The organism is Phocaeicola salanitronis DSM 18170, from assembly GCF_000190575.1.
GTDB lineage: Bacteria > Bacteroidota > Bacteroidia > Bacteroidales > Bacteroidaceae > Phocaeicola > Phocaeicola salanitronis.
Window position 1 is genome coordinate 2,112,787 of the sequence record NC_015164.1, and the last position, 23,503, is coordinate 2,136,289.

At 43.2% G+C, this 23,503-nt stretch carries 21 protein-coding genes; 1 reads left to right on the plus strand and 20 read right to left on the minus strand.

The window, feature by feature from the left end:
* Positions 1 to 7 precede the first annotated feature (7 nt).
* The 6 genes from BACSA_RS09065 to BACSA_RS09085 form a co-directional block, all read right to left on the minus strand.
* Positions 8 to 646 (minus strand): FKBP-type peptidyl-prolyl cis-trans isomerase, encoded by a 639-nt coding sequence (locus BACSA_RS09065; RefSeq protein WP_013617808.1) that lies wholly within the window; start codon positions 644 to 646, stop codon positions 8 to 10.
* Between the two features lie 11 nt (positions 647 to 657).
* Positions 658 to 2,202 (minus strand): glycine--tRNA ligase, encoded by a 1,545-nt coding sequence (locus BACSA_RS09070; RefSeq protein ID WP_013617809.1) that lies wholly within the window; start codon positions 2,200 to 2,202, stop codon positions 658 to 660.
* A 123-nt stretch (positions 2,203 to 2,325) separates the two neighbouring features.
* A complete protein-coding gene (locus BACSA_RS20200) occupies positions 2,326 to 2,511 on the minus strand; it encodes a hypothetical protein (RefSeq protein WP_041583969.1) in 186 nt (61 codons plus the stop codon).
* A gap of 224 nt (positions 2,512 to 2,735) precedes the next feature.
* Positions 2,736 to 2,891, minus strand: a complete 156-nt coding sequence (locus tag BACSA_RS20205; protein ID WP_169311453.1) for a hypothetical protein — start codon at positions 2,889 to 2,891, stop codon at positions 2,736 to 2,738.
* Positions 2,892 to 3,235: 344 nt separating this feature from the next.
* Entirely contained in the window at positions 3,236 to 3,406 is a 171-nt protein-coding gene (locus BACSA_RS20210; protein WP_158098125.1) for a hypothetical protein, read from the minus strand.
* A complete protein-coding gene (locus tag BACSA_RS09085) occupies positions 3,393 to 3,581 on the minus strand; it encodes a hypothetical protein (protein WP_041583970.1) in 189 nt (62 codons plus the stop codon). Before BACSA_RS09085 ends, BACSA_RS20210 begins: the two co-directional genes overlap by 14 nt.
* Positions 3,582 to 3,621: 40 nt before the next feature.
* Here BACSA_RS09085 and BACSA_RS09090 point away from each other — a divergent pair, with 40 nt between their 5' ends.
* Complete coding sequence (locus BACSA_RS09090) at positions 3,622 to 4,977, plus strand: MATE family efflux transporter (RefSeq protein WP_013617812.1); 1,356 nt, start codon at positions 3,622 to 3,624, stop codon at positions 4,975 to 4,977.
* 27 nt (positions 4,978 to 5,004) lie between these two features.
* On the opposite strand, the gene BACSA_RS09095 is transcribed toward BACSA_RS09090, so the two are convergent.
* The 14 genes from BACSA_RS09095 to BACSA_RS09165 form a co-directional block, all read right to left on the minus strand.
* The gene (locus BACSA_RS09095) at positions 5,005 to 5,406 is read right to left on the minus strand and encodes a VOC family protein (RefSeq protein ID WP_013617813.1); all 402 of its coding nucleotides are present in this window, start codon (positions 5,404 to 5,406) and stop codon (positions 5,005 to 5,007) included.
* Positions 5,407 to 5,608: 202 nt separating this feature from the next.
* Positions 5,609 to 6,154 (minus strand): nitroreductase family protein, encoded by a 546-nt coding sequence (locus BACSA_RS09100; RefSeq protein ID WP_013617814.1) that lies wholly within the window; start codon positions 6,152 to 6,154, stop codon positions 5,609 to 5,611.
* A gap of 10 nt (positions 6,155 to 6,164) precedes the next feature.
* The gene (locus BACSA_RS09105; protein ID WP_013617815.1) at positions 6,165 to 8,648 is read right to left on the minus strand and encodes a non-ribosomal peptide synthetase; all 2,484 of its coding nucleotides are present in this window, start codon (positions 8,646 to 8,648) and stop codon (positions 6,165 to 6,167) included.
* A 14-nt stretch (positions 8,649 to 8,662) separates the two neighbouring features.
* Entirely contained in the window at positions 8,663 to 11,023 is a 2,361-nt protein-coding gene (locus BACSA_RS09110; RefSeq protein WP_013617816.1) for a TonB-dependent receptor plug domain-containing protein, read from the minus strand.
* On the minus strand, positions 11,020 to 11,859 hold the full coding sequence (locus BACSA_RS09115) for a sensor histidine kinase (protein ID WP_013617817.1): 840 nt from the start codon (positions 11,857 to 11,859) through the stop codon (positions 11,020 to 11,022). The genes BACSA_RS09110 and BACSA_RS09115 overlap by 4 nt, the downstream gene beginning before the upstream one ends.
* Positions 11,860 to 11,893: 34 nt before the next feature.
* Positions 11,894 to 14,908 carry a sensor histidine kinase gene (locus BACSA_RS19345; RefSeq protein ID WP_013617818.1) on the minus strand — a complete coding sequence of 1,005 codons (3,015 nt, stop codon included), beginning with the start codon at positions 14,906 to 14,908 and terminating at the stop codon, positions 11,894 to 11,896.
* A 5-nt stretch (positions 14,909 to 14,913) separates the two neighbouring features.
* The gene (locus BACSA_RS09130; RefSeq protein ID WP_013617819.1) at positions 14,914 to 16,464 is read right to left on the minus strand and encodes a WD40 repeat domain-containing protein; all 1,551 of its coding nucleotides are present in this window, start codon (positions 16,462 to 16,464) and stop codon (positions 14,914 to 14,916) included.
* A 190-nt stretch (positions 16,465 to 16,654) separates the two neighbouring features.
* Entirely contained in the window at positions 16,655 to 17,218 is a 564-nt protein-coding gene (locus tag BACSA_RS09135) for a DJ-1/PfpI family protein (RefSeq protein WP_013617820.1), read from the minus strand.
* A complete protein-coding gene (locus BACSA_RS09140; RefSeq protein ID WP_013617821.1) occupies positions 17,205 to 17,618 on the minus strand; it encodes an ATP-binding protein in 414 nt (137 codons plus the stop codon). Before BACSA_RS09140 ends, BACSA_RS09135 begins: the two co-directional genes overlap by 14 nt.
* 12 nt (positions 17,619 to 17,630) lie before the next feature.
* Complete coding sequence (locus BACSA_RS09145) at positions 17,631 to 17,942, minus strand: STAS domain-containing protein (RefSeq protein WP_013617822.1); 312 nt, start codon at positions 17,940 to 17,942, stop codon at positions 17,631 to 17,633.
* Positions 17,943 to 17,985: 43 nt separating this feature from the next.
* Complete coding sequence (glgX, locus tag BACSA_RS09150) at positions 17,986 to 20,103, minus strand: glycogen debranching protein GlgX (protein ID WP_013617823.1); 2,118 nt, start codon at positions 20,101 to 20,103, stop codon at positions 17,986 to 17,988.
* A 2-nt stretch (positions 20,104 to 20,105) separates the two neighbouring features.
* The gene (locus tag BACSA_RS09155) at positions 20,106 to 20,414 is read right to left on the minus strand and encodes an STAS domain-containing protein (RefSeq protein ID WP_013617824.1); all 309 of its coding nucleotides are present in this window, start codon (positions 20,412 to 20,414) and stop codon (positions 20,106 to 20,108) included.
* Positions 20,415 to 20,419: 5 nt separating this feature from the next.
* Positions 20,420 to 22,276, minus strand: a complete 1,857-nt coding sequence (locus BACSA_RS09160) for an AGE family epimerase/isomerase (RefSeq protein WP_013617825.1) — start codon at positions 22,274 to 22,276, stop codon at positions 20,420 to 20,422.
* Between the two features lie 30 nt (positions 22,277 to 22,306).
* A complete protein-coding gene (locus tag BACSA_RS09165) occupies positions 22,307 to 23,473 on the minus strand; it encodes a PP2C family protein-serine/threonine phosphatase (RefSeq protein WP_013617826.1) in 1,167 nt (388 codons plus the stop codon).
* Positions 23,474 to 23,503 lie beyond the last annotated feature (30 nt).

A 23,503-nucleotide genomic window follows, 5' to 3' on the forward strand; every position in this document is an offset into this window, starting at 1 on the left:
TCATTCTTCATTCTTCATTCTCCAAGGCGTTCCGGCTCCGGTCGTCCGGACCTTCCGGATGAATCACCCTTTCCAAACGTATATCAAAAATCAACGTTGAATAAGCAGGAATATCACCATAATCCGAAGTACCATATCCCATAGTATAAGGAATATAGACTTCCCAATGCTCACCTTCTTGCATGTGAAGCAGAGCAGTAGTCCAACCGGTTCTTACCCCACTTACCGCGAACGAGACCGGCACATGAACCTCCGGATCCCAGTCTCCACTATAGCTCTGGTCGAACACTTCTCCGTTTATAAACCAGCCCCGATAGTGCACCAATACCGTATCGGTCGAGAACGGCGTTTCGCCTGACTCCACATCCGCCTCGGTCAAATCCTTTACATACACATAATCGGAAACGGGTAAAATCGTAGTGCCTTCCAACCCTCCGCCACTTTGAATCTTATAATTCGCATACCGCGTCCAACGCTCACCGGCAGGCGGATTCTCCACGACATTGGCGATGGAATCAAGATAAGCACTGTTACGCGCCTCCCAATTCTGATAAGGGTCGGCAGACAGGTCTGTGTCTTCGCTACATGAGGCAAGGGCGCACATCAGCACGAGCACGCCCCAAAGACACATCACATAATTCTTCATGCACACATTCATTATTGCAAGGTTTTCAGCAGACTGGTGATGCTCACCTTGTCGGCGATAATATTGTTCAGGTCGGCAATAGCCACACGCTCCTGCTCCATCGTATCGCGGTTACGCAACGTCACGCAGTTGTCTTCCAGCGTCTGATGGTCTACCGTTACGCAATACGGCGTACCGATGGCATCCTGACGGCGGTAACGCTTGCCGATAGAGTCCTTCTCGTCGTACTGGCAATGGAAATGGAACTTCAGGTCGTCCATAATCTCGCGCGCCTTTTCGGGCAGACCGTCTTTTTTCACCAACGGCATCACGGCAAGCTTCACCGGAGCCAGGGCGGCAGGGAGCTTCAACACCACGCGTGTCTCGCCGTTTTCCAGCTTCTCTTCCGTGTACGAAGCGCTCATCACGCTCAGGAACATACGGTCTACGCCGATAGAAGTCTCGATGACATACGGAGTATAAGATTCGTTGATTTCGGGGTCGAAATACTTGATGCTCTTGCCCGAGAACTTCTCGTGCTGGCTCAGGTCGAAGTTGGTGCGCGAGTGGATGCCTTCCACTTCCTTGAACCCGAACGGCATCAGGAACTCGATGTCGGTGGCTGCATTGGCGTAATGCGCCAGCTTCTCGTGGTCGTGATAACGGTAATGGTCATCGCCGAAGCCCAGTGCCTTGTGCCATTTCAGGCGGGTTTCCTTCCACTTCTTAAACCATTCCAGCTCGGTGCCCGGCTTAACGAAGAACTGCATTTCCATCTGTTCGAACTCGCGCATGCGGAAGATGAACTGGCGTGCCACGATTTCATTACGGAACGCCTTGCCTATCTGGGCGATGCCGAAGGGGATTTTCATGCGCCCTGTCTTCTGCACGTTCAGATAGTTCACGAAAATACCTTGTGCGGTTTCCGGACGAAGGTAGACTTTCATCGAGCCATCAGCGGTAGAGCCCATTTCGGTAGAGAACATCAGGTTGAACTGGCGCACCTCGGTCCAGTTCTTCGTGCCCGAGATGGGGCACACGATTTCTTCATCCAGGATAATCTGGCGCAGCTCGTTCAGGTCCGGTCCGGCATTCATCGCCTGTGTATAGCGTTCGTGCAGGGCGTCACGCTTCGCCTGATGCTCCAGCACGCGTGCATTGGTCGAACGGAATTCCTGCTCGTCGAAAGCATCGCCGTATTTCTTGGCGGCCTTTGCCACCTCCTTGTTTATCTTTTCGTCGTATTTCGCAATCTGGTCTTCAATCAGCACATCGGCACGATAACGCTTTTTCGAGTCGCGGTTGTCGATAAGCGGGTCGTTAAATGCGTCTACGTGCCCCGAAGCCTTCCAGATAGTGGGGTGCATGAAGATTGCCGAATCGATTCCCACGATATTTTCGTGCAAGAGCACCATGCTCTGCCACCAGTATTGCTTGATGTTGTTTTTCAGTTCCACACCGTTCTGTCCATAGTCGTAAACGGCTCCCAGCCCGTCGTAAATTTCACTCGACGGAAACACAAAGCCATATTCCTTACAATGCGAAACCAATTTCTTGAAAACGTCTTCTTGTGCCATTTTTCTTTATCTTTAAATTATTAATTCCGAAACTCATAAATGCGCACAAAGATACGGATTTATCCATAAAAAAGAAGCACAAGTTTATTAATTTATGCGAATCAGGAACAAATCGCCCCGTTTTCATTCGGGCTTCTCGTGAAAGAGCTGCACCGCACGCGCAAACTCCCCACTGATTTGCACCGCCCGCGGATGGTCGATGCGGAACAAGAGGGCAACAATGTTCTCCACGCCTTCATCGTCCGTTATCGTCGAGCTTAAATAATTAAATGAGTATTGGCAAACATCCCATGTAGGAGCGTATCGCATACGCCCGAATGCGTCCACTTATCCACGCGGATGCTTTCGGGGCGTATGCGATACGCCCCGAAAGTCAATTAGGTAAAATGTGTGTCACGCCGGATTTGTAATCCGGAACCATTAGCTGATAATGCGGATTGCAATTGGCTTCGCCGACCTACGGTTTCGCACGCAGAATTACGCTGGATTATAAATCCAGCGTGACAAAACATTCACCCATTCCAAATCTATCTTCACCATACCTCAAAAGATTCGGGTTCCCGTCCTGTCCGTTTTTTACATTCTTCTTTCAAATAATCCTCCATCATACGGATTACTTCTTTTTTCTTCCTCCGGTGTTCCTCCAGCCTGCGCATCAGTTCCTTGCGGGTAAAAGCAGCCTGTTCCATAATTTTATTCTTTTGGTTGAGGTCAAAGATAAGCAAAAGAATCCGTATAGCCCTCAAATCTTGCTTACTACACGCATTCATCCAATGCTTTTATGAGATTTTATGAGATTGCTGTTTCCGCAACTGATTCACTCCCCACATAATAATCCCTAAAGCTATCAATCCGAAAAAAGACAAAAACAAAATCAATTCCATAACTCATTTTTCTTTATTAGAATTTGCCAATAATATACATATAAGACCCGCAGCTACCGTCAATAAGACAACAACTGTTCCCAATCCGAACAACAAGGCACGATTTACGTCCAGTTTCATAATACCAGCCAAAACCACGCCACCAAAAACTAAGAAGCTGTTTTGAATTTCTCCAAAAAGTTTTTCTTGGCTTGATGTATCCGTTTTCGTGTGTGCTTTGGGCGATTTTTTGGTCTTTTTCGCTCCTGTTCTTCGTCAGATAGCCCGCTATCTTCCTCATCACAGAAACGAAAATGCCTCAAAAACTCATCCCAAATCATCGCACGATAAATTCAAAACAGCTTCTAACTTAGAAATATCAATACAATATTTTCCAAGTTCACCAAGCATCACTTGCTTATTTGTTTTCCTTTCATCCTCCATCTTTACAAAGATACGCCTTTCTCCTGAAAGCGCCAATCTTTTTCTTCCTTTTTTCAGTCCACCATCCGCCAAATTCACTAAATTTGCACCGGCAATCCATGAAAAAACGGTTATGAAACACAAGCACATCGACAAATATACCCTGATGACCACCGCCCCCATCCCCCGGCTGATAGGGTCGCTTGCCATACCCACCATCGTCAGCATGCTGGTCACTTCATTCTACGTGATGATAGATACCTATTTCGTAGGGAAAATCAACACCCAGGCCACCGCCGCCGTAGGGATTTCCTTCTCGGTCATGGCTATCATACAGGCGTTCGGATTCTTCTTCGGACACGGGTCGGGCAATTTCATCTCGCGCCGGTTGGGGGCGCGCGACTATCAAAGCGCCGAGAAAATGGCGGCAACGGGATTCTTCAGCGCCTTCATCATGGGATGCCTCATCACGCTTTTCGGGCTCTTGTTCCTGACCCCTATCTGCCGCATATTGGGCTCTACCCCCACTATCCTGCCCTATACCGAGACCTATCTGGGCATCATCCTGCTGGGAGCGCCCTTCATGGCATCGTCGCTGGTGCTGAACAACCAAATGCGCTTTCAGGGCAACGCCGCCTACGCCATGGTGGGCATCACCGCCGGCACGGTGCTCAACATCGGGCTGGCTCCGCTGTTCATCTTCGTATGCGGCATGGGCATCGCCGGAGCGGCATACGCCACGCTGTGCGGACAGGTGTGCAGCTTCGGCATCCTGCTCTACATGGACAGCCGGGGAGAAAACATCCGCATCCGCCTGAGCAACTTCACGCCACAACCAGCTTATTTCCGCGAAATCCTTTACGGAGGAAGCCCCTCGCTCTGCCGGCAGGGACTGGCAAGCCTTGCCGCCATCCTGCTCAACGTAGCCGCCGGACGGTATGGCGACGCCGCCATTGCGGGCATGTCTATCGTGGGACGTATCTGCATGTTCATCAACTCTTTCCTCATCGGTTTCGGCCAAGGCTTCCAGCCCGTATGCGGCTACAATTACGGCGCAGGCATCTACCCACGCGTACAACAGGGCTTCTGGTTCTGCGTAAAAGTAGGGGTAGTGTTTCTCACCCTATGCTCAATTGTCGGCTACATCTACGCACCCGAAATCGTGGCATGGTTCCGCGAAGACGACGCCGAGGTAATCGCCGTAGGCGCGCGTGCCTTGCGCTGGCAGCTTATCACATTGCCATTGGGCACGTGGGTCATCCTTTGCAACATGCTGCTGCAGACCATCCGCAAGCCCGTGCGCGCCGTGCTGCTCGCCTCCGCACGCCAGGGGCTGTTCTTCATCCCTGCCATCCTCCTGCTGCCTCACCTCTTAGGCCTGCAAGGGGTAGAGATGAGCCAGGCTGTAGCCGACTTCTGTTCGTTCATCTTCGCCCTGCCCGTAGCGATTCCGGTACTCCGCTCGCTCCGGCAAGCCCCTGCCGCGTAGAGCAACTAATATATAAGTTATTAACACTTACTTTTCTAACAACTCAACATAACCGATATCCGGATGATGAAAGTAACAAATGCGCTTACCTCCCAAGACTCCGACAGGAACCGGATGAAACAACCGCCGGTATCCTTGTGCATCTAATTCGTGGCAAGCTTCATCGAAAGCGTCTGCCTCATACCCCAAATGGTAAGGCATGACACCTCCTGCGCGAAGCAATTCCGCCTCTAACGAATCGGACTGCAACTGACGCACCAATTCTATTACAGTCCCCTCTTCTTTCGTCAAATAGCAAAGTTCGACGTTTAACCCTTCATCGTAAAGCACTTCTCCCACCTGATATCCCAACAATGCAAACCGCTTTGCGGAAACACGGATATCAGCAACAGTGTAACCCACATGATGTAATTTCAAATTCACTCTCATAGATTCAAATTTTCAAACAGACGAATGCCCGAGAACAGGCAATAGAATTGCATTAAAAACGAACATATACTGACTTTGCCAATGAAGATATATTACTTGACCAACGAAGATATATTATTTGGCCAACGCAGTATATATTACTTTTTAATAGGCATTCCACTCCTTTTACCGCAATTCTTACCACTTAACAGGACACTCTTTCTTAATATTTATCGTAATGCAATTTCTTTTCATCCCACTTCTCCTTAGGAAGAGGAAGAACAACCGGATGCCCTACCAAAATCAAATTCAGCGGCACTATGTGGGCAGGAATCGCCAACAATTCACGCAACTTGCCCACACGGCTTTCCAACGGATAAATGCCCGTCCACACTGCTCCCAGCCCGATAGCATGTGCCGCCAACAACAAATTCTCGGATGCAGCCGAACAATCTTGCACCCAATAAAGCGTATTGTCTTCTTTATCAACCTCATTGATATGCTCATAGAGAGAAATGTCCCCGCACACCACAATGCCTGTACATCCCCTGTTTATCATCTTGGCATAGGGCAAGCAGTCTTTCAAACATTGCTTCACTATTTCATCACGCACCACAATAAAATGCCAAGGCTGCAGATTCATGGAACTGGGTGCAGCCATTGCCGCCTGCAGCAAGATGTGCAACGCCTCATCGCTTACCGGCTCGTCTGTAAACCTCCTGACCGTAACTCGTGTCAGGATATTGGTTATTGTTTCGTTCTGTATCATTTCTACTTCATTATTTTAAATCGACCTTATCAGTATCTTCGCCTCTATTTTCAACAACCAATGAACGGATATACTCAACGATTGGTTCAATACTTTCTGGAGTATGCAAATAAGACCAATGATCAGCTTCTACATAAAACAACACACAATCCGGATAATATTGTTTCCATAATTTAGGAGTACGATTATAAAAATATCGTGCTTTCTGCCTCTGTTTTTCCGTTACCGTTGATTTTTTTGAAAGAGGCATAAAATCACTCATAAACTGATTAGCCAAAATAGAAGTAACCTTCCCTTCATAATGAAAATCAGGCATCGTACAGACCATCCTTAAATCCCGTTCAAAACGAGCTTGATTTATTTCACTTGAAAGAAAATCCATATCCAAAGGTATATAATCTTCTTTATCTTTACTGCGTTTTACTTCTCCATCTAATACTATAACATGAGGAAATAAAGAATATTCATTACTTAATTTATAAGCCAATAACAGACCTAATTCTCCCCCCACACAAAATCCAGTAATAGCAGCTATTTTATACTGAGAAACAACGGAAGCTAGTTGTTTCATATAATATTTAACAATATCATCACATGAAACAGTAACTTGCCACGGAGCTTCATGATAAGATTCCAATACGTAAATAGCATACAAATCAGATAGAGCCTGAGCTAGTTTCGTATATAGGAAAGAAAAACTAGTATAACCACTTACAATTATCAACACAGGTTTTCCTTTTACAGGTTGATTAAACCAATAGTTTCGTTTCATGGAATGATTTTTTATGATCTTTCTGATAGTACGATTTTCATATATATCGTTAACAGATACATATATTCCTAAAATTTCCAACGATATGGGAATCTGCATTATTTGAATGGAAGTCATTCCTAAATCATCAAAGAAATCACTATCAATATCAACAAAATCCTGACCTATTATATGCCCTATTACATGCGCCATCATATCTTCTTGAGAATTCCTTTTTTTATCTAGTTTTTTTACAAAATTTTGTTTCACATTTTTCAATTTTTCTAGATCTACTTTCCCATTAATTGTACGAGGAAATTCGTCTATAATAACCCAAGAAGATGGTTGCATATAAAAAGGAAGAAATTCTTTCAGTTTCCATCTTATCTGTTTTATAACAGATTCTACTAAACAGTTATTTTTTAATTTAACATAAGCAACAAGTGAATCATTTACCACCAGCACACAAGACTGTACAACGTCTTCACATGCATCTATTTGTTGAACTATTTCTCCTAATTCTATTCTATATCCATTAATTTTAACCTGCGTATCTTTTCGACCTATAAAATCAAAACTACCATCTTTCATAAGACGTACCAAGTCTCCTGTTTTATAAAGAATAGGTGCTACTTTTGCATCAGCAAATGGATTTGCAAAAAATTTTTGTCGATTAAGTTCAGAACGATTTAAATATCCTAAGGTCAACTGACCTCCTCCCAAACACAATTCACCAATCTCACCAACTTTTACACAAGTTAAGTCCTCATGAACCACATGTGCTACAACTCCAGGCACAGGAGTCCCTATATTTTGAATATTAATATCAGAATCTACAATTTTTACCGTACTCATCACTGTATTTTCTGTTGGACCATAACCATTAATCAAACGATAAGAATATTGATTTACACGTTGCACTATATTAGGAAGCATTTTTTCTCCAACAACGGCCAATGTATCTAAGGATTTAAAATTCAAATCTTGGAATAATACAACTAAAGAAGGTGGCAATGTCATAAAAGTCACACCTGTTTTACGAATCAATTCAGACAATAATTGTACATCACGACGCTCTTTCTCTGTAGCCATTATCAAAGTACCACCATAAAACAATCCTGAATAAATTTCAAGAATAGATGCATCAAAATTAATACTTGCAAAATTTAAAATTTTACTCTTTTCTGAAATGTTAAAAACTGAAGGCAATGATAAATTATGCAACATATTCAAAAGATTCTGATAAGTAATAGGAACACCTTTCGGTTTCCCTGTTGTTCCAGACGTATAAATAACATAAGCGTTTTTTTTATTCACGTCATCAATCAATGAAATTTCTCTTTCTTTATTATCCTCAGCTTCTTGCTCTAACAAATCAATTACAGTTATATCAGAAAATTGCTTTGTCAAATTACCTTCAGTAATAATAATTGGCATTTTACAATCTTCTATAATATATTTCATTCGTTCTATCGGCAATTCAGGATCTAAAGGGACATAAGTATAACCTAATTTACATATTGCCCAAATAGCAGATAATAAACAAAATTTTCTAGGAAGACATACTCCCACATAAACGCCCTTATCATCAACTATTTTTGATTCTCTTATTATTCGTTGTGCAATTCTATCTGCAAATTCGTCAAGTTCTCGATAAGAATAACACTTATCTTCTATTTCAAGCGAAGTCTTATCTAAATACTTTAATATGTTATTATTGATTATTTCCTGTATAGTATCCATTGAAGCTATTTTATTTAATTATTAAATTTATAAGATAAAGTTAACATATACCATAATCCACGTTGACGAATTGGGGCTATACTACTTCCTCCTTGCTCATATGTTTTATTCAAGAGATTATTAATATTAAATTCGACATTAAACCTATTAAATTTATAATCAATCCCTACATCCCAAACAGCACGTGCTGGGATACCTAATTCCTCAGAAAACATATTCCCCTGCTCATCAGGTATTTCGTATAATGAAGTCTGATCTGATAATACATTTAAATGGGTATGAACATTGAAATTTCGAAAAATTTCATACATCAAAATGAGATTTGATGAAATTGTCGGTACGTTATACACATCATGACCTTTCACATTATATTTATCAGAAGATAAAACATACTGCCAAGTCAAATTAAACCAACCTTTAAAGCGTCGAAATGAATATGAAGAAGATAATTCACAGCCAATATTTTCCAACCTACCTGCATTCGTATAAACCAATCCATCGGGTACTATAAAATCAGTAGCTTTATTATAAAAACAATTAATATCAAAATTCAAATCTTTAAACCAATCATTAGCAACAAAAGTTAACTGATAAGAATGCAAATACTCCGACAATAAATTTTCTCCTCCTGTAGTTGTATCAAGCGTATTATTCCGATAAAAATAAGGTGCATCCACAAAAGATTTAGCATAACTAAATTTCAGATTCCATTTAGGTTGTATCAAAATTAAAGCTAAACGAGGAGAATATTCTTGTATTACTTGATTATTCCGACGTTTTTTATAATCATAACGTAAGCCTGCATTCAAAATCAAAAAATCTTTCCATTGGTGTTTTACTTGCGCATAAGCACTCACACTTATTTCAGACCCAACATATAAATTTTTTTTATCATCATAAGTAACAAGGACTCTATCAAAATTATCTCCTTCAACATAATAAGAATCACTAAGATGAAATCTATCGAATTGCAAGCCCGCGCTTATTGTACCTTTATGATTTTCACTTAAATTATATTGATAATTTCCCTTTAAGAATCCCCCCCAAGTCGTTTCTTGCCAATTATGATATTGAAATGCACCTTTTGTCGAAATAATTGTATCATTTGTTCCAACAGGGAAAAACATATTATATCCTACATCTGGAACAGTATCTCCTGCTATTTGGTATCTACTTTGATTTTCCATATCCAAAATAAATCCAGCATTCATTTGAAAACGTTCCCATTGCTTTTCGATAGAAGCATTTAAATGATGAGATAATTTAGCAAACCCAGGAGCGTTACCTTGAAAAGTTCGATAGCGGTCATACGAATAGGGAGCAAAAAAATAACTCATTGAATAAGGTGCTACAGTTTTACTAAAATTTGTATTATACAACAAACTAAAATCTTTCCAACCTAAATTCAATCCTACATCAAATGACGGTTTTTTGTTAAAACCACCAATAATTATATCACCGGGAACAGGCAAAACCCCCATTTGCTCTTCAACCGGAACATTCACCTTTTCTCCTGAAGAATTATAAACAGATGCCCATCCCATAATGTTCCAATCCAAATATTGCTTTCCAAACAAAAAGCTACTCTTTACCTGACCATAGTTTCCAACGCCTATTTTTACTTCAGCCCCATTGATTTCATAACCAGTATGTGTAATAATATTAACCACAGCGGTTAATGCCACACCACCATAAAGAGAAGAAGCCGGACCACGCAAAACCTCTATCTGTTTCACTTTATCTAAGCTAATACTAAAATCAGGACGCGAAGTATTCGTTGAATAACTATTCAAACGGTGTCCGTTAAGCATTATAAGTATTTTCTCTTGACCAGATGAATATATACCACGCATAGCAATGTTCATTTCTTCATTTGACTCAATATCTGTCATACCTGGAACAAAAGCAAGCAAGGCCTCTTTTAAATTCCTTGCCCCCGATGCCTTAATCATCTCTTCCGTTATCAATGTAACCGGTACCGGAGCTTCTTCTATGGATTCGGCCTGTTGTGAAGCTGTGGTAATAGTAGCTTCTTCACCTCGTTTCAGACGTTCTATCATATCTGCAAAGCGCAAGGGGTCATGGATGGATGTGCTATAATACGGGTCTTCTTTCAAAAGGAGAGAAGCATATTTTTCAGCATCCTGTACATGGTCTTTTCCTAAATAGCACAACGAAAGCAAGCGGTAGGCACTGGTCTTCAATGCCCCGTCAAACCCTGCGATATTCTCATTCAACAAACGAATGGAAGCATCAAAATGTCCTATGGTATATTCTTCTTCTGCCTGCATATAAATCTGGCGCAGCTCACTATCGTCTTGCGCCCATGCCATGGATGCTGCCAGCAAAAAGAAAGTAACAATCCATTTTCTCATGCTTTAATCGGTATTATTAATGAAAATGTAGTAAACCGGCCCTCTTCTGAATCAAACTCAATGCGTCCGTGATGTTTCTCCTCAATGATACTACGGGTGATAAACATTCCCAGCCCCGTACCTTGTCCTGTAGGCTTGGTCGTAAAGAAAGTCTCGAACAGCCGTTGTTTCACTTCAGGGCTCATCCCTACCCCATTATCGGTGATTGAGATAACCAACTCTTCCGCCTGCCGTGCCACCTTGACCGAGACCGTCGGCTTATAGTCGGCATCCCCGTTCTGCGCCTTATCCCACACAGCATAACAAGCATTGTTCATCACATTCAATACGGCACGGCTCAAATCCTGAGGCACTACAGACATCATCGGAATATCCTTTCCATAATCTTCCAAGATAGAGATATTAAAATTCTTCAGATTTGCCCGCATCGCATGATACGAAAGCCATACATATTCCTTTACCAGCTTGCATACATCCGTCGGAATAAACTCGTCTTCTTTCCCACGCGAATACAATAATATATTCTGAATGATGCTGATAGCCCGGTCGCCATGTTCCTTTATCTTTTGCAGGTTCTCTTTCAGGCTTTCCATTATATCCCGGATATCCTCTACGTCATCCCCGTCAATATCTGCCGTATTGGCTTCGATATCTTCTTCCAAATCTTTTATCAAGTCTCCAGAAAGCTTGCTGAAATTGATGACAAAGTTCAACGGATTACGTATCTCGTGTACGATTCCTGCCGTAAGCAAACCCAATGTAGCCATTTTTTCCTGCTGCCTTAACTGGTCTTGCAAACTTTCTACCTGCCGCTTCAATTGTTCTATCGTTTCCATATCTTGAGATTTTTGAGTTAATCTTTTTGTTTTCTTAATTATTCTCTTCCCCTTTCTCATCCGCATCATTCTTTTTCCCATTTTCCGGATGGTGGACAGGTACAGAAATAACAAATTCGGTATATTCATTCTTAACCGATTGTATAGTTATGTCCCCGCCATGATTGAGTATGATTTCCCGGCTAAGATACATACCTACTCCCACCGCTTCTGCCGTAGTTTTCGTGGTAAAGAACGGATCAAATACCTTGTCTATAATAGAGGACTCAATGCCAACACCATTATCATAAATACTTACTTTCGCCTGGCTTGAATCGGCATCAATGAAAACCCGCAACCGTATCAAGGGTTCGAAAGCCTTACCTTGCTGACGTTTTTTCCGAAGCGCATACATGCTATTTGCCAGCATACTCATCACGACCTTGCTGAACTGTTCTGCATCCACTTCCGCTACAACCATCGCTTCCTTATCCGGTGATTCTATCCGGATATGACACTCAGCTATATCTTCAGCATAATACGCATGAAGCATCTCTATATTCTTACGGCAAATCGATGCCAGATTAATCAGCGTCGGATTCACACTCCGGTCTTTCAGCATTTCCTCCATTGCTTTCAATATACGCGTCGTGTTCAATCCATGCTCTTCAATCTTCTTCAGGTTCGTATTCAGCATATCAAGTGCGTCAACGGAATCTTCGTAAATGTCCGAAGTCATATTCTCCTGGTCATCGTCCAGGTTATCCTTGATGTCTTTTACCAGCCCGATGCTCATGTGCGAGAAATTGTTCACATAATTCATCGGGTTCAGAATACGGTCTACAAGCCCTTTGGTCAACGCACCCACCGTAGCCATCTTCTCTTGACGGATAAGCTGGTATTGAGCCTTGCTCAAATCATCGAGGGCAATCTCCAGCTTTTTGGATTTTTCTTCAATCTCGTCCTTCTGATTACGTATTTGCGAGGTCCGTTCTTCCACGATATGCTCCAGACGCATCTTCTCCGCCAAAAGCCGGCGCATACGCCACCTTATCAAAAACAGGATGAGCAATGAAAGTGCAACGATATACAATACGATGCTATACCAACGTACATAAACAGGATAACGCACGGTTAAAGGCAATGTCAACGATTCCATCGTACGCCCGTACCGGTCGCGTGCCATAACCTGAAATGTATAACGCCCCGAACGTGGATTGGCAAAACGTGCCGAAGTCTCCGTACTCCAATCCGACCATTCGTCACCGGCATCCAACCGGTAACGGTATTCCGTTGCCCCCAGAACAGAGAACAAGTCCGAAGAGAAATACACCTTGATATCACGGATGCCGCTATTAAATGAAAGCTCTTTAAAAGGAAGCGTAACCCCCAGGCAGTCTCCCTCATCAAATCCGCCCCATACCACCGAATCATTATCAATCACAATGCGCCGGATGTATACATGAGATTTCTTTGCATAATCCGGTTCTTTCACCGCCATATTCCAATGAATCAGTCCGAAATTTCCTCCCAACCATACATCATCCCCGTCGGTCTCCATTGTTCCTATTGTCAAATCATGTATGGGACGCAAAAGGGCATTTATCTCCTCTATCCCTTGTTTTTTGGTGTATATATGCAGGTTTTTCCCGTCATTATTTGTTCCCCAGACACGCCGGCCCGGCTCGGGATAAACAAACTGGGGATATTGGATATCCGAAGACCACAAAGAGCGGTCCGCCACTTCTACCAACTTTTTCCCTGCCTTATCCCACTTAAACAACCCTACATGGCTCAACACAAATATGATTCCATTCTGGACGAAAAGCGTATTGTTAAAACTGTCTTTCTCCCCTTTGGCATTTTCGGGAGCCAGAATAACATACCCGGAATAGTCTCCTTCGCAACGGAACACCTGTCCATAAATATTCCTTACCCACAACGTCTTATCGTCATCTACATAAAAATAGGTAGCCTTCTCGATAATGTTCAGCTGTTTCCTTTCACCCTGCCGGACCTGATAAACACCATCCACTTCACCCGTATAATACGTTCCATCTCCGCAAACATAGGCAGAAAGCGTATGGCTGCCCGTTATTTGCCGTGCCTGCCTGCCATATACGGCATACAAGCCGCCAGCCGTAGAAGCATAGACATTCCCTGCCGCATCTTGCTGGAGCTGCCAACAGGCATGCTGGATTGCCCGAATCGGTTCAAAAACATCACCTTCCTTGTAGAACAAGCCCTGCAAAGTGCCTACGTAAAGCCCGTCGGCGGTATGGCAAATGGACTGCACTTCACCCGATAAGCCCTCGTTAGAGCGGAAATAAGTATATGCCGTATGTATATTTACTAAAAAAAGACCATTATCGGTAGCTCCCCACACATAACCTGACGAGTCTACATAAATGCCATTCACATTGTTATTGCACAACCCGTTTTGCTCTGTCAGCGCATACACTTCATTCCCCTCTTTATCCAACATCACAAAACCATTTCCAGCCGTAGCCAACAAGACCGAGCCATCCTCCAGCGTCAACCGCTTGTTTACCAATGCCTCTTTATAATACCGGATATCATCGGATTTGTCCTGATTAACAATAAAACCGTCCATGGAATCATCCTGAATATCCGCATCACCCAGCGAAGTCGTAACATAAATCTTCCCATCCTTCTCCCCGATATCCGTCACTTCGCCCAAAAAGCCTTTATTGTTTTTAGAGAATACCATCTGCAATTCCAGTTCTCCATTCCCGTCTGAGGTCAGATATCCGAACAGATTGTATCCGCCTACCCAGATTCGTCCCCGGTTGTCCTTAAATAATTTCGTAATCCGGAATACCCCCGGAGCATGAATCGTATGCCACTCCGTCTGGTCGTAATACAATACCCCTTCGAAATTGGCAACATACACCCGCCCGCTATCATCACTCACAATATCAAAATTACGGTTGTGCGCATGATAAACCGCAGGAGAATAATTGACAAAGAAAGGAATCCCGCCCTTTGCCTCTATTTGCCCTATACCGGCAAGCAGCAAAAACACCAGACACAGAAGATATCGTTTCATCGTCTTCAATCTTTAATTTTGTTTACTAATTTAAGCCGTATGCGGGGAACATTACGCCCTACATAATACGACCATTCATCATCGGTAAAATCCCGCTTCAGTTTGCTTTGGATAAGAGCAGCCATCTCGTCGGGAGAAATCATGATGCGCGACACTGCCCCACTCTCATCTCCTGTCCATATCGTATTATCTTCCGCCATGCAAATGCAATGCACCCATCCGGATAAAGTCTTCAACGATACCGCCTCCTGCTTGCTGGCACTGATGTCCCACAAGCTTACGGTGCAATCATAACTGGAAGAGAACAAGTATTGCCCTTTAAATTCAAGTTGAGTTATACGGGAACGATGCCCCACAAGCGATTTTACCACATTCCCCGTCTCATCTATCAGATAAATATTTCCATTCTCTACTCCGACCGCTCCCATTTTCAAGTCAGACGACCAGGAAAAAGCCGTAACTTGCTCTTTAATAAAATGTTCCTGAGGAACCAGTTCCCCTTCACGCCCTATCCTCCATAAGCCGTTTTCCTTACCGAATGCCAACCATTGGTTTTCTTTACATCCCAAAGCGGCAAGAGGTTCTGATAGAGAAATGGTTTTCTTTATCCGGTCCTCCTTCTTATCATATATATAAAGGTGCATAGCCGAAGCCAAAAGCAGCTGTCCATTGCCGAAAGGAACAATCCTCATCCACCCGTTATCTTCCGGCAAGAGAAAGGTCTCTGCCGATTTCCCGTTTATGACAAGCATCCTCCCATCGTATGACAAGGCATACACCACATTATTTTCATCCCAATAAACATCTCTGAAACTATACTCCGGATTGCTGAACAACACTTCATTCCCAACAAATCCCTCATCATAACGCCATCGGTTCACCTCTCCATAGTTACTCACCGAGACATAACTGTTTTTACCGTCCGAAGACTGAACTATCTTCGTGACACCTCCCTTATGGAGATTCCTGGACACAAAACTTTCACTGGTCTGTCCCAAGGCATTAAAAATAACAGGCTGATACACATTCCCTTTATATTCGGATGTATATTTCCACGAAGCATACGCAAGCAAAGCCGCCACATCTTTATTGCCAGCCCTATATTGCACATTGGAAAGCAAAGCCAAAGCACGTCCCAATGCCACATTGCTCAACGTATCAGCCACATTCCTTGCATATTCGGCACGAAGTTGCTGTTGTACGGCAAGCTCACGCTGGTTCTCCGCCATATTTCTAGCTTCAACCGCATTGCGGGAAAAAGCTTCCGCCTTTTTCTGCTCTTCTTCGGCACGTATGCGCATCTGCTCGGCCACTCCCATCTGGAATACCGCTTCTTCGCGTTGCTTCTCGGAAATATCTTTTTGCTGATAAGCTATGTCTTCCATCTGTTTGCTGATACGTTCCACCACATACGACTTACCTTCTTTTTCCTTATACTCATCCAGCTGAGCCCGTAAAGCATCCACCCGCCGGGATAAGCCGATATTGAAATATCCCAATATCACCACCACAACGAGAAGAAAAACACTCAAGATATGCCAACCATGCTTTTTCACTTCGAATTTCAGTATATATCATTTAACAAAGAAAACGAAACTGGCTCCGATGGCTTATGAAGCCAGTTCCGCCGTCCGATGGAACTATCTCCGTCCGCCCATGCAAGTATATGCGTTTTTACCAGCAACAAGCCGGCCTTACAACATACCCACACTTGCGGACAAAAGAAACGTCCCCTTTTAATAGGTTTTATTTGCTTGCCAACGTTTTCAATATCTCGAAAGCCAGCAAATAACAATGCCCTCCGGTGCGCGCCGAAACCAAGTCTCCGTCGACCACAACATCTGCATCAACATACTCTACACCATAGTTCTTGGCATCGCCCAACAGATTATTATGCACGGTCATCTTTCTTCCTTTCACCAGTTCGGCTACAGGAGAGAACAACCACAAGCCGTGGCAAATCACTCCCTTAACGATGTCCTTGCGCGCAAATACTTTTTGCAAGAACACACATGCAGGAGGAAGCTTCGTCACATCTTCGGTATACCGAAGACGGTCTGACACCATACCTGCAGGCACGATAATAGCTGCATAATCATTAAGAGCCTCATCATCAAGCGCCTCAAAGCTCTCATTACAATAAAACGGTGCCCTGAATTCATGCCCGCTAAACGTAATGCCCTCGTTGCCCCAAAGACGGGACAGAAAATGAACCTCATACCCGGCTTCCTTGAAACGGAACTGATAATAGAAGATTTCATTTTCATAGAAATCGCTTTCTATAAGTATTCCTATCTTATTTTTCATCATCAATCTTTTTCTTGATAGTCAATATATTTTCATTACCTACATGTTCATACGACACGTTATCCATCATCTGAACCGTAAGGAAGATTCCAAGTCCCCCTATCTGGCGTTCTTCCAGCGGAAGAGAAACATCCGGCATATCCCTTTCCAACGGATTGAACGGCACACCTCCATCAATAAACTTCAGCGTGATGCATCCGTCGGCCTTCTCTATCTGAATCTTCAGATAACCTTCCACGCCTTCAGGGTAAGCATAACTTACCACATTGACCACCAGTTCCTCGCAAACCAGATGAATGGCATACAATTCCTTGGTGCATGATGCCACCTCCCCGGTCTGGAGGATGGCATCAATGATTTCTTCCGTTCTGCCTGCAATAGGCTTGAAAACCAATTCTTTCATAGCATTACCTGCTTACTTGCTTACGAAAGAAATGTAGTTCTGCAGACCTGTCATTTCAAACACGCTACGGATATCAGCAGCGCAATTCACAAACTCAATTACAGGGTTTCCGCCCAATTTCTGCTTGGCAAAAATAATGGTACGTATACCGCTACTGGCAATATAAGCCAGCTTGGTGGCATCAAAGACAACTTTTTCTATGCCCTTGCCTTTGTATCCGTTCAATTCTTCCATAAGGGCAGGAGCATTGCCTGTAGTAAGCTGGTCACCTAAAACGATAGTCAAGGTATTACCTTCCTGATTGATTACAAATTGATTATCCATATCTTTTTAATTTATAATTTTACAATTTACTATTTACAGTTTTCTATTTCCCAACCAAAATCATGATAGAACGCGGCCCTACCAGGATTTCCTGCTGGTTTTCAATCATACACTCTTCTCCCGGTTCGCAAATATCGTCCGGAGCAGCCATTTCCGTATTGGCAAATACATGCCATGCCATGCCTTCGGGCAATTGCGGGAGTTCGAACCCATGCATGTCCCAATGCATATTCATGGCTACATAAATAAAATCATCAGGCACCCCGTCTGTCTCCGCATACCGTCCGTTCAGCATAAAGGCTGCGGTCAGATTGTTATATCCGGTATCAGGACGCCATGCTTTTACACCGTGCCATGAGAAATCGGGATATCCCAGATTACGGTAATCACAATGCCCGAAATGATATTCGAAACGCAATGCTTTATGAGCCTGACGGAAGCGGATAATCTTACGGAAGTAATTATAAATGTCCTCATTCTTCTGCAGATTCGTCCAATCGAGCCATCCGATTTCATTATCCTGACAATAAGCATTGTTATTTCCATATTGGGTATTCCCCATTTCGTCACCCGATAATATCATCGGAATACCCTGGCTTACCATCAACAAGGATATTGCATTCTTTATCTGTTTATGACGCAGGTAGTTGATTCCCGCATCTTCACATTCGCCTTCCCAGCCGCAATTCCAGCTATTGTTATTGTCTTCTCCATCCCGGTTGTCCTCGCCATTCGCTTCATTGTGCTTGCCATTATACGATACAAGATCCATCAATGTAAATCCATCATGTGCTGTAATAAAGTTCACACTTGCCTTAATGCCTCGGTTTTGAGAGGCATACAAGTCGGCTGAACCTGCGATACGTTCTTTCACATCGCCCAATACATGTTCGTCACCTTTCAGGAACCTGCGGATGCTATCCCGGTATTTCCCGTTCCATTCCGCCCAGCGCCCCCATGAAGGAAATGCACCTACCTGATACAAGCCTCCGGCATCCCATGCCTCAGCTATCAATTTGGTTTTACCCAAAATAGGGTCATGAGCCAATGACTCCAGCAAAGGCGGATTAGGCATCGGACATCCATTCTGGTCACGTCCCAAGATAGCCGCCAAATCGAAACGGAATCCATCCACGTGATAATCGGTTACCCAATAACGCAAGCTTTCTACAATCATATCCCGCACATTGGGGTTATTGCAATTCAACGTATTGCCGCACCCGCTGAAGTTAAAATAATAACCTTCCGGAGTCAACATGTAATAAGTCTTATTGTCAATACCCCGATACGAGATATAAGGCCCATTCTCATTCCCTTCTGCCGTATGGTTGAAAACCACATCCAGGATAACTTCAATACCATTCGCATGAAGTTGCTTGATAAGATTTTTCAATTCATCCACCTGCATACCGAAACGCCCGGTAGATGCGTATGCGGCTTTAGGGGCAAAGAAGCCTACATTGCTATATCCCCATACGTTGTAAAGCATATGCCCATCAACCGGAGAAGGCTTGCTGTTCTCAAATTCGTCAAACTCATGAATCGGCATCAATTCCACGCAATTCACGCCTAACTCCTTCAAATAAGGAATCTTTTCGGCTATGCCGGCAAAGGTTCCGGGATGCTTTACATTCGCATCCGCACCGCATGTAAAATTACGGACGTGCATTTCATAGATGACCAGTTCATTTACCGGAGTTTCCAACGGAAGGTCGTCTTCCCAATCAAAGTCATCACAAACCACACGGGCACGGTATTGATATACATTGTCCCAATCGGGCTGGGCACCCCATACGTCACGTCCTGCAATCAACTTGGCATACGGGTCCATCAAGATTTTCGTCTTATCAAAACGATGACCTTCCTTCGGATTCCACGGCCCGTCCATCCGATAACCATATTCGATATTCTCGAAATCCAAATCGAAGACCATCATCGAGAATACATTTCCCATCTTAAATTCCTTCTGGAAAGGTATTTCGACAAACGGTTCCGGTTCATGATTATGGAAAAGAACCAACGTACAATCCGTAGCGTAACGGGAATAGACCGAAAAGTTTACAGCATTTCCCATTACGGTAGCCCCGAAAGGATAAGGACGCCCTGTACGCAATTTCAATCCTTTATACTCATGTGTCGGGAATAAATCTACTCGCTGCATACTTACCCTATTTGACTTTGACATTCTTCTACCGTATCGAAGTATTTAAAGAAATGTTCGAAGCCTGTAATAGCCATTACTTCCCTCACCTCTTTAGATACACCTACCAAGTACACATTCAAGCCATTGGATGCAGCTACTTTATAAGCATAAAGCATGACACGCAATCCGGCACTCGATACATACTTACATTCAGACAAGTCCAAAATCACACTTTTGTTTTCATCCAAAATAGACAATATGACTTGCTGTTCTTCTTTGCTGGATGAAGCGTCCAACACAGAACCTACTTTATGAACTTCCGCACTCATCTTTTTCAATCTTTAGGAACAATAACGACTTTGACTTTCGGACGATATTCTACGGCAGGCAGCTGTATGGTCAACTTATCTGCATCGAAATTCTTCCATTCCCGTCCGTCAATCCATACTTCCTGCAATTTCACGCTTCCTACAGGCAAGATATCGGGTTGTACACGCAATACATTATCCTTGAAACCATTTACCATAGGTTTGAAATATAAGGTCAACGGTTTCTTGGTATTCAGCAAATTGGTATAAGTAGCTGCCAGATAAGCTAATTCTACTGAATGGTAAGCACTCATCGAGTGGCTTCCCTTCTTACGTTCCGTACCCAGCAGGTAAGGCAAGCCATTAGCCAATACATTGAAATAAACGGCTCCGTCTTCATGGTCAAGGAAATAAGTATTATAGAAGGCAGCTGATTCACGTGCATATTTCAAATATTCCTCTTTGCCATAGATACCATACAGAATCTCGTATGCCAAAATCGCCTGCTCCTGTTGCCACCATGCCTTACGGTCGTGCCATGCGAAACGATAATATTCTTGATTGCCATGCAAACGGCGTTCCATCACATCATACCAACCGCCACGCTGTACGTCCAAACCTACTTGAGGCATGACCTCTGCAATGTGCTGGGCAAATTCTTCATACGATTTCTTCGGGCAGATGCTATTGATACGCATCAAGTTCCATGCAATCTTCAGATTATGCCCCACTACCGCACGGTCTTGTTGCCATCCCCATGTCAGGTCATGACTCCAATCGTCCATAAAACGCTCATTTACAAACGGGCTATTCTCATAATCCGGGAAATGTGTAGTGATAGTATCGGCTGTATATTCCAAGAAATCCTTGTATTTCTTTTCCTCAGTAGCCAGATACAAGTTAATCAAATAAGCAGGAGCATGATCACCTACAGAGTTCCAGTTCTTACGCATCCGGTTCGGGCCAAGGCTTGAACTGTCCGGACTCAACAATACCGGGTCTATATGCGAATAATATCCTTCTCCTTTCTTATCCTTGAAGAAACGTTCGAAAAGGTCGATAGTCAATTCAGCATCGCGCAAAATAGAAGGGTCACCGTTCACACGGTAAGTCTGAATCGGACCAGCCAATGCATAAATCTGCTCATACATCGGGATGGCATCGTAATCATCGCCAAACTCAGAAGTAAAGATTTTCTTTTCTTTGTCCCCATCAATGTCAATGCCATGATACCAATAAACCACATTCTCATCTACATCGTAGAAACGCATGTGTTTTTTCAGGTATTCCACACCTTTTTCAGCTGTTTCCAAGAAAATGTCTTCACCTGTCAGCATAAAAGCGGAAGCCATACCGTAAATCATACGTGAAATCGTATCGGTTTCCTGGCGGAAAGAGTTCACTTCCCGTTTGCCGCCCAGGCTTACCGCCGTACGGTATTTTTCATAATCGATTTCACCATCACCGAACTGCGCACGGACAAAAAAGTTACAGATACTTTTTGCCTGATTAGCCCACCAGTTGGATTCTTCAAAACGGAACTTACCTAATTCTCTTTCCGGAAAATCTATCTGTTTTGCTTCAAATGTATACTGCCCGTCATGTTGGGGATAGAAAATACCAAAGACAAAAGCCATACGGCCATTTTGAGACAAAAGCTGATAAAGATTACCAGTAGCATCCTGGTAAGGTTCGTCCAAATTACGCATCAAACGCGCAAATGTAGTATCTGTTAACAATACAGGGAAAGAACGTTTATCTGTTGTTGTCAACGTAAAACATTTCTCACTTTCATTAAAATCGCTTACATATCCGGCAATCAGATCTGTAAATTCAAACTGCATCTTATCGGCAGGTTTGAATACTTTAAAATTGTCTTTCATAAAAAAAGGTCTTTTATTGTACTACATGTGTTATTTCAATCGTTTCAATATCAACATCGTAATGTCATCGCTTTGAGGTTCGTTCCCGACAAAATCCTTCAAGTCTTCCAAAATAGCTTCCGCTATTTCTTCGCTCCCTGCACCCGGTACACTCTTCAAGGTTTTCTCTAATCCGCTTTCCGAAAACATTTCCCGGTTTTCATTAAAGGCTTCTGTCACACCATCGGTGTAGAGAATCAACGTGTCTCCCGGCTCCAAAGTCAAGCTCGAATTTGTATAGACAAAATCATCAAATACGCCTACGATAAAATTCTTGGAAAGCGGTAATGGTTCTACGGTATTATTCTTACGCAATAAATACGGAGGATTGTGCCCTGCATTCGTATAGTCCACCTCGCCGGTCTTGATATTGTAAATACCATAAAAGACCGTTACAAACATCGAGTCAAGACTTTCGTTACACAACAATTTATTAGCATAATTGATGCATTCATGAGAAGGGACTCCCCTGATGCCTGTAGCACGAATCAATGTCCGGCTTACTGCCATAAACAAGGATGCCGGGACACCTTTCCCCGATACATCGGCTATTACAAAGCCGATTCGTTCTTCGTCTATCTGGAAAAAGTCGTAGAAATCTCCACCCACATCTTTCGCCGGAGTCATTGAGGCATAAATGTCAACAACATCAGCCAACTTAGGGAATGGCGGAAATTTACGAGGCAATATAGCCTGCTGAATCTCACCAGCCACCGCTAAATCATTTTTAATAGACTCCAACTGATCATGTTCATTCTGCGATTCTCTGACAAAATTTATTTGCTCAATCGCCTTTTCTATCGTGCGTGACAAATCATCCAAATCAATCGGTTTAGTAGCGAAATCAAATGCACCGTTGTTCATCGCCGAACGGATGTTGTCCATATCGCCGTATGCAGACACCATAATGCATTTCAATGCCGGATTCCTCATCTCGTTGATGCGGGTCAACAAAGTAAGCCCATCCATTTCGGGCATATTGATATCACTCAAAATAATATCAAAGTCTTTCTTTTCCAACACCAATTGCAAGGCTTCCAAACCATTATGCGCAAAGGTGAACTCGTATTCACCCTTGCGGATTTTCCGACGAAAATACTGGGTCAGCAGTATTTCCAAGTCCTGTTCATCGTCTACGCTTAAAATTTTAATTGCCATATCTTATTCATTCTAATAATTTATACCTTT

Coding starts and splice junctions, on each gene's coding strand:
- BACSA_RS09065 (WP_013617808.1), bottom strand. CDS start 646: ATGAAGAATTATGTGATGTGTCTTTGGGGCGTGCTCGTGCTGATGTGC.
- BACSA_RS09070 (WP_013617809.1), bottom strand. CDS start 2,202: ATGGCACAAGAAGACGTTTTCAAGAAATTGGTTTCGCATTGTAAGGAA.
- BACSA_RS20200 (WP_041583969.1), bottom strand. CDS start 2,511: ATGCGATACGCTCCTACATGGGATGTTTGCCAATACTCATTTAATTAT.
- BACSA_RS20205 (WP_169311453.1), bottom strand. CDS start 2,891: ATGGAACAGGCTGCTTTTACCCGCAAGGAACTGATGCGCAGGCTGGAG.
- BACSA_RS20210 (WP_158098125.1), bottom strand. CDS start 3,406: ATGATTTGGGATGAGTTTTTGAGGCATTTTCGTTTCTGTGATGAGGAA.
- BACSA_RS09090 (WP_013617812.1), top strand. CDS start 3,622: ATGAAACACAAGCACATCGACAAATATACCCTGATGACCACCGCCCCC.
- BACSA_RS09095 (WP_013617813.1), bottom strand. CDS start 5,406: ATGAGAGTGAATTTGAAATTACATCATGTGGGTTACACTGTTGCTGAT.
- BACSA_RS09100 (WP_013617814.1), bottom strand. CDS start 6,154: ATGATACAGAACGAAACAATAACCAATATCCTGACACGAGTTACGGTC.
- BACSA_RS09105 (WP_013617815.1), bottom strand. CDS start 8,648: ATGGATACTATACAGGAAATAATCAATAATAACATATTAAAGTATTTA.
- BACSA_RS09110 (WP_013617816.1), bottom strand. CDS start 11,023: ATGAGAAAATGGATTGTTACTTTCTTTTTGCTGGCAGCATCCATGGCA.
- BACSA_RS09115 (WP_013617817.1), bottom strand. CDS start 11,859: ATGGAAACGATAGAACAATTGAAGCGGCAGGTAGAAAGTTTGCAAGAC.
- BACSA_RS19345 (WP_013617818.1), bottom strand. CDS start 14,908: ATGAAACGATATCTTCTGTGTCTGGTGTTTTTGCTGCTTGCCGGTATA.
- BACSA_RS09135 (WP_013617820.1), bottom strand. CDS start 17,218: ATGATGAAAAATAAGATAGGAATACTTATAGAAAGCGATTTCTATGAA.
- BACSA_RS09140 (WP_013617821.1), bottom strand. CDS start 17,618: ATGAAAGAATTGGTTTTCAAGCCTATTGCAGGCAGAACGGAAGAAATC.
- BACSA_RS09145 (WP_013617822.1), bottom strand. CDS start 17,942: ATGGATAATCAATTTGTAATCAATCAGGAAGGTAATACCTTGACTATC.
- glgX (WP_013617823.1), bottom strand. CDS start 20,103: ATGCAGCGAGTAGATTTATTCCCGACACATGAGTATAAAGGATTGAAA.
- BACSA_RS09155 (WP_013617824.1), bottom strand. CDS start 20,414: ATGAGTGCGGAAGTTCATAAAGTAGGTTCTGTGTTGGACGCTTCATCC.
- BACSA_RS09160 (WP_013617825.1), bottom strand. CDS start 22,276: ATGAAAGACAATTTTAAAGTATTCAAACCTGCCGATAAGATGCAGTTT.
- BACSA_RS09165 (WP_013617826.1), bottom strand. CDS start 23,473: ATGGCAATTAAAATTTTAAGCGTAGACGATGAACAGGACTTGGAAATA.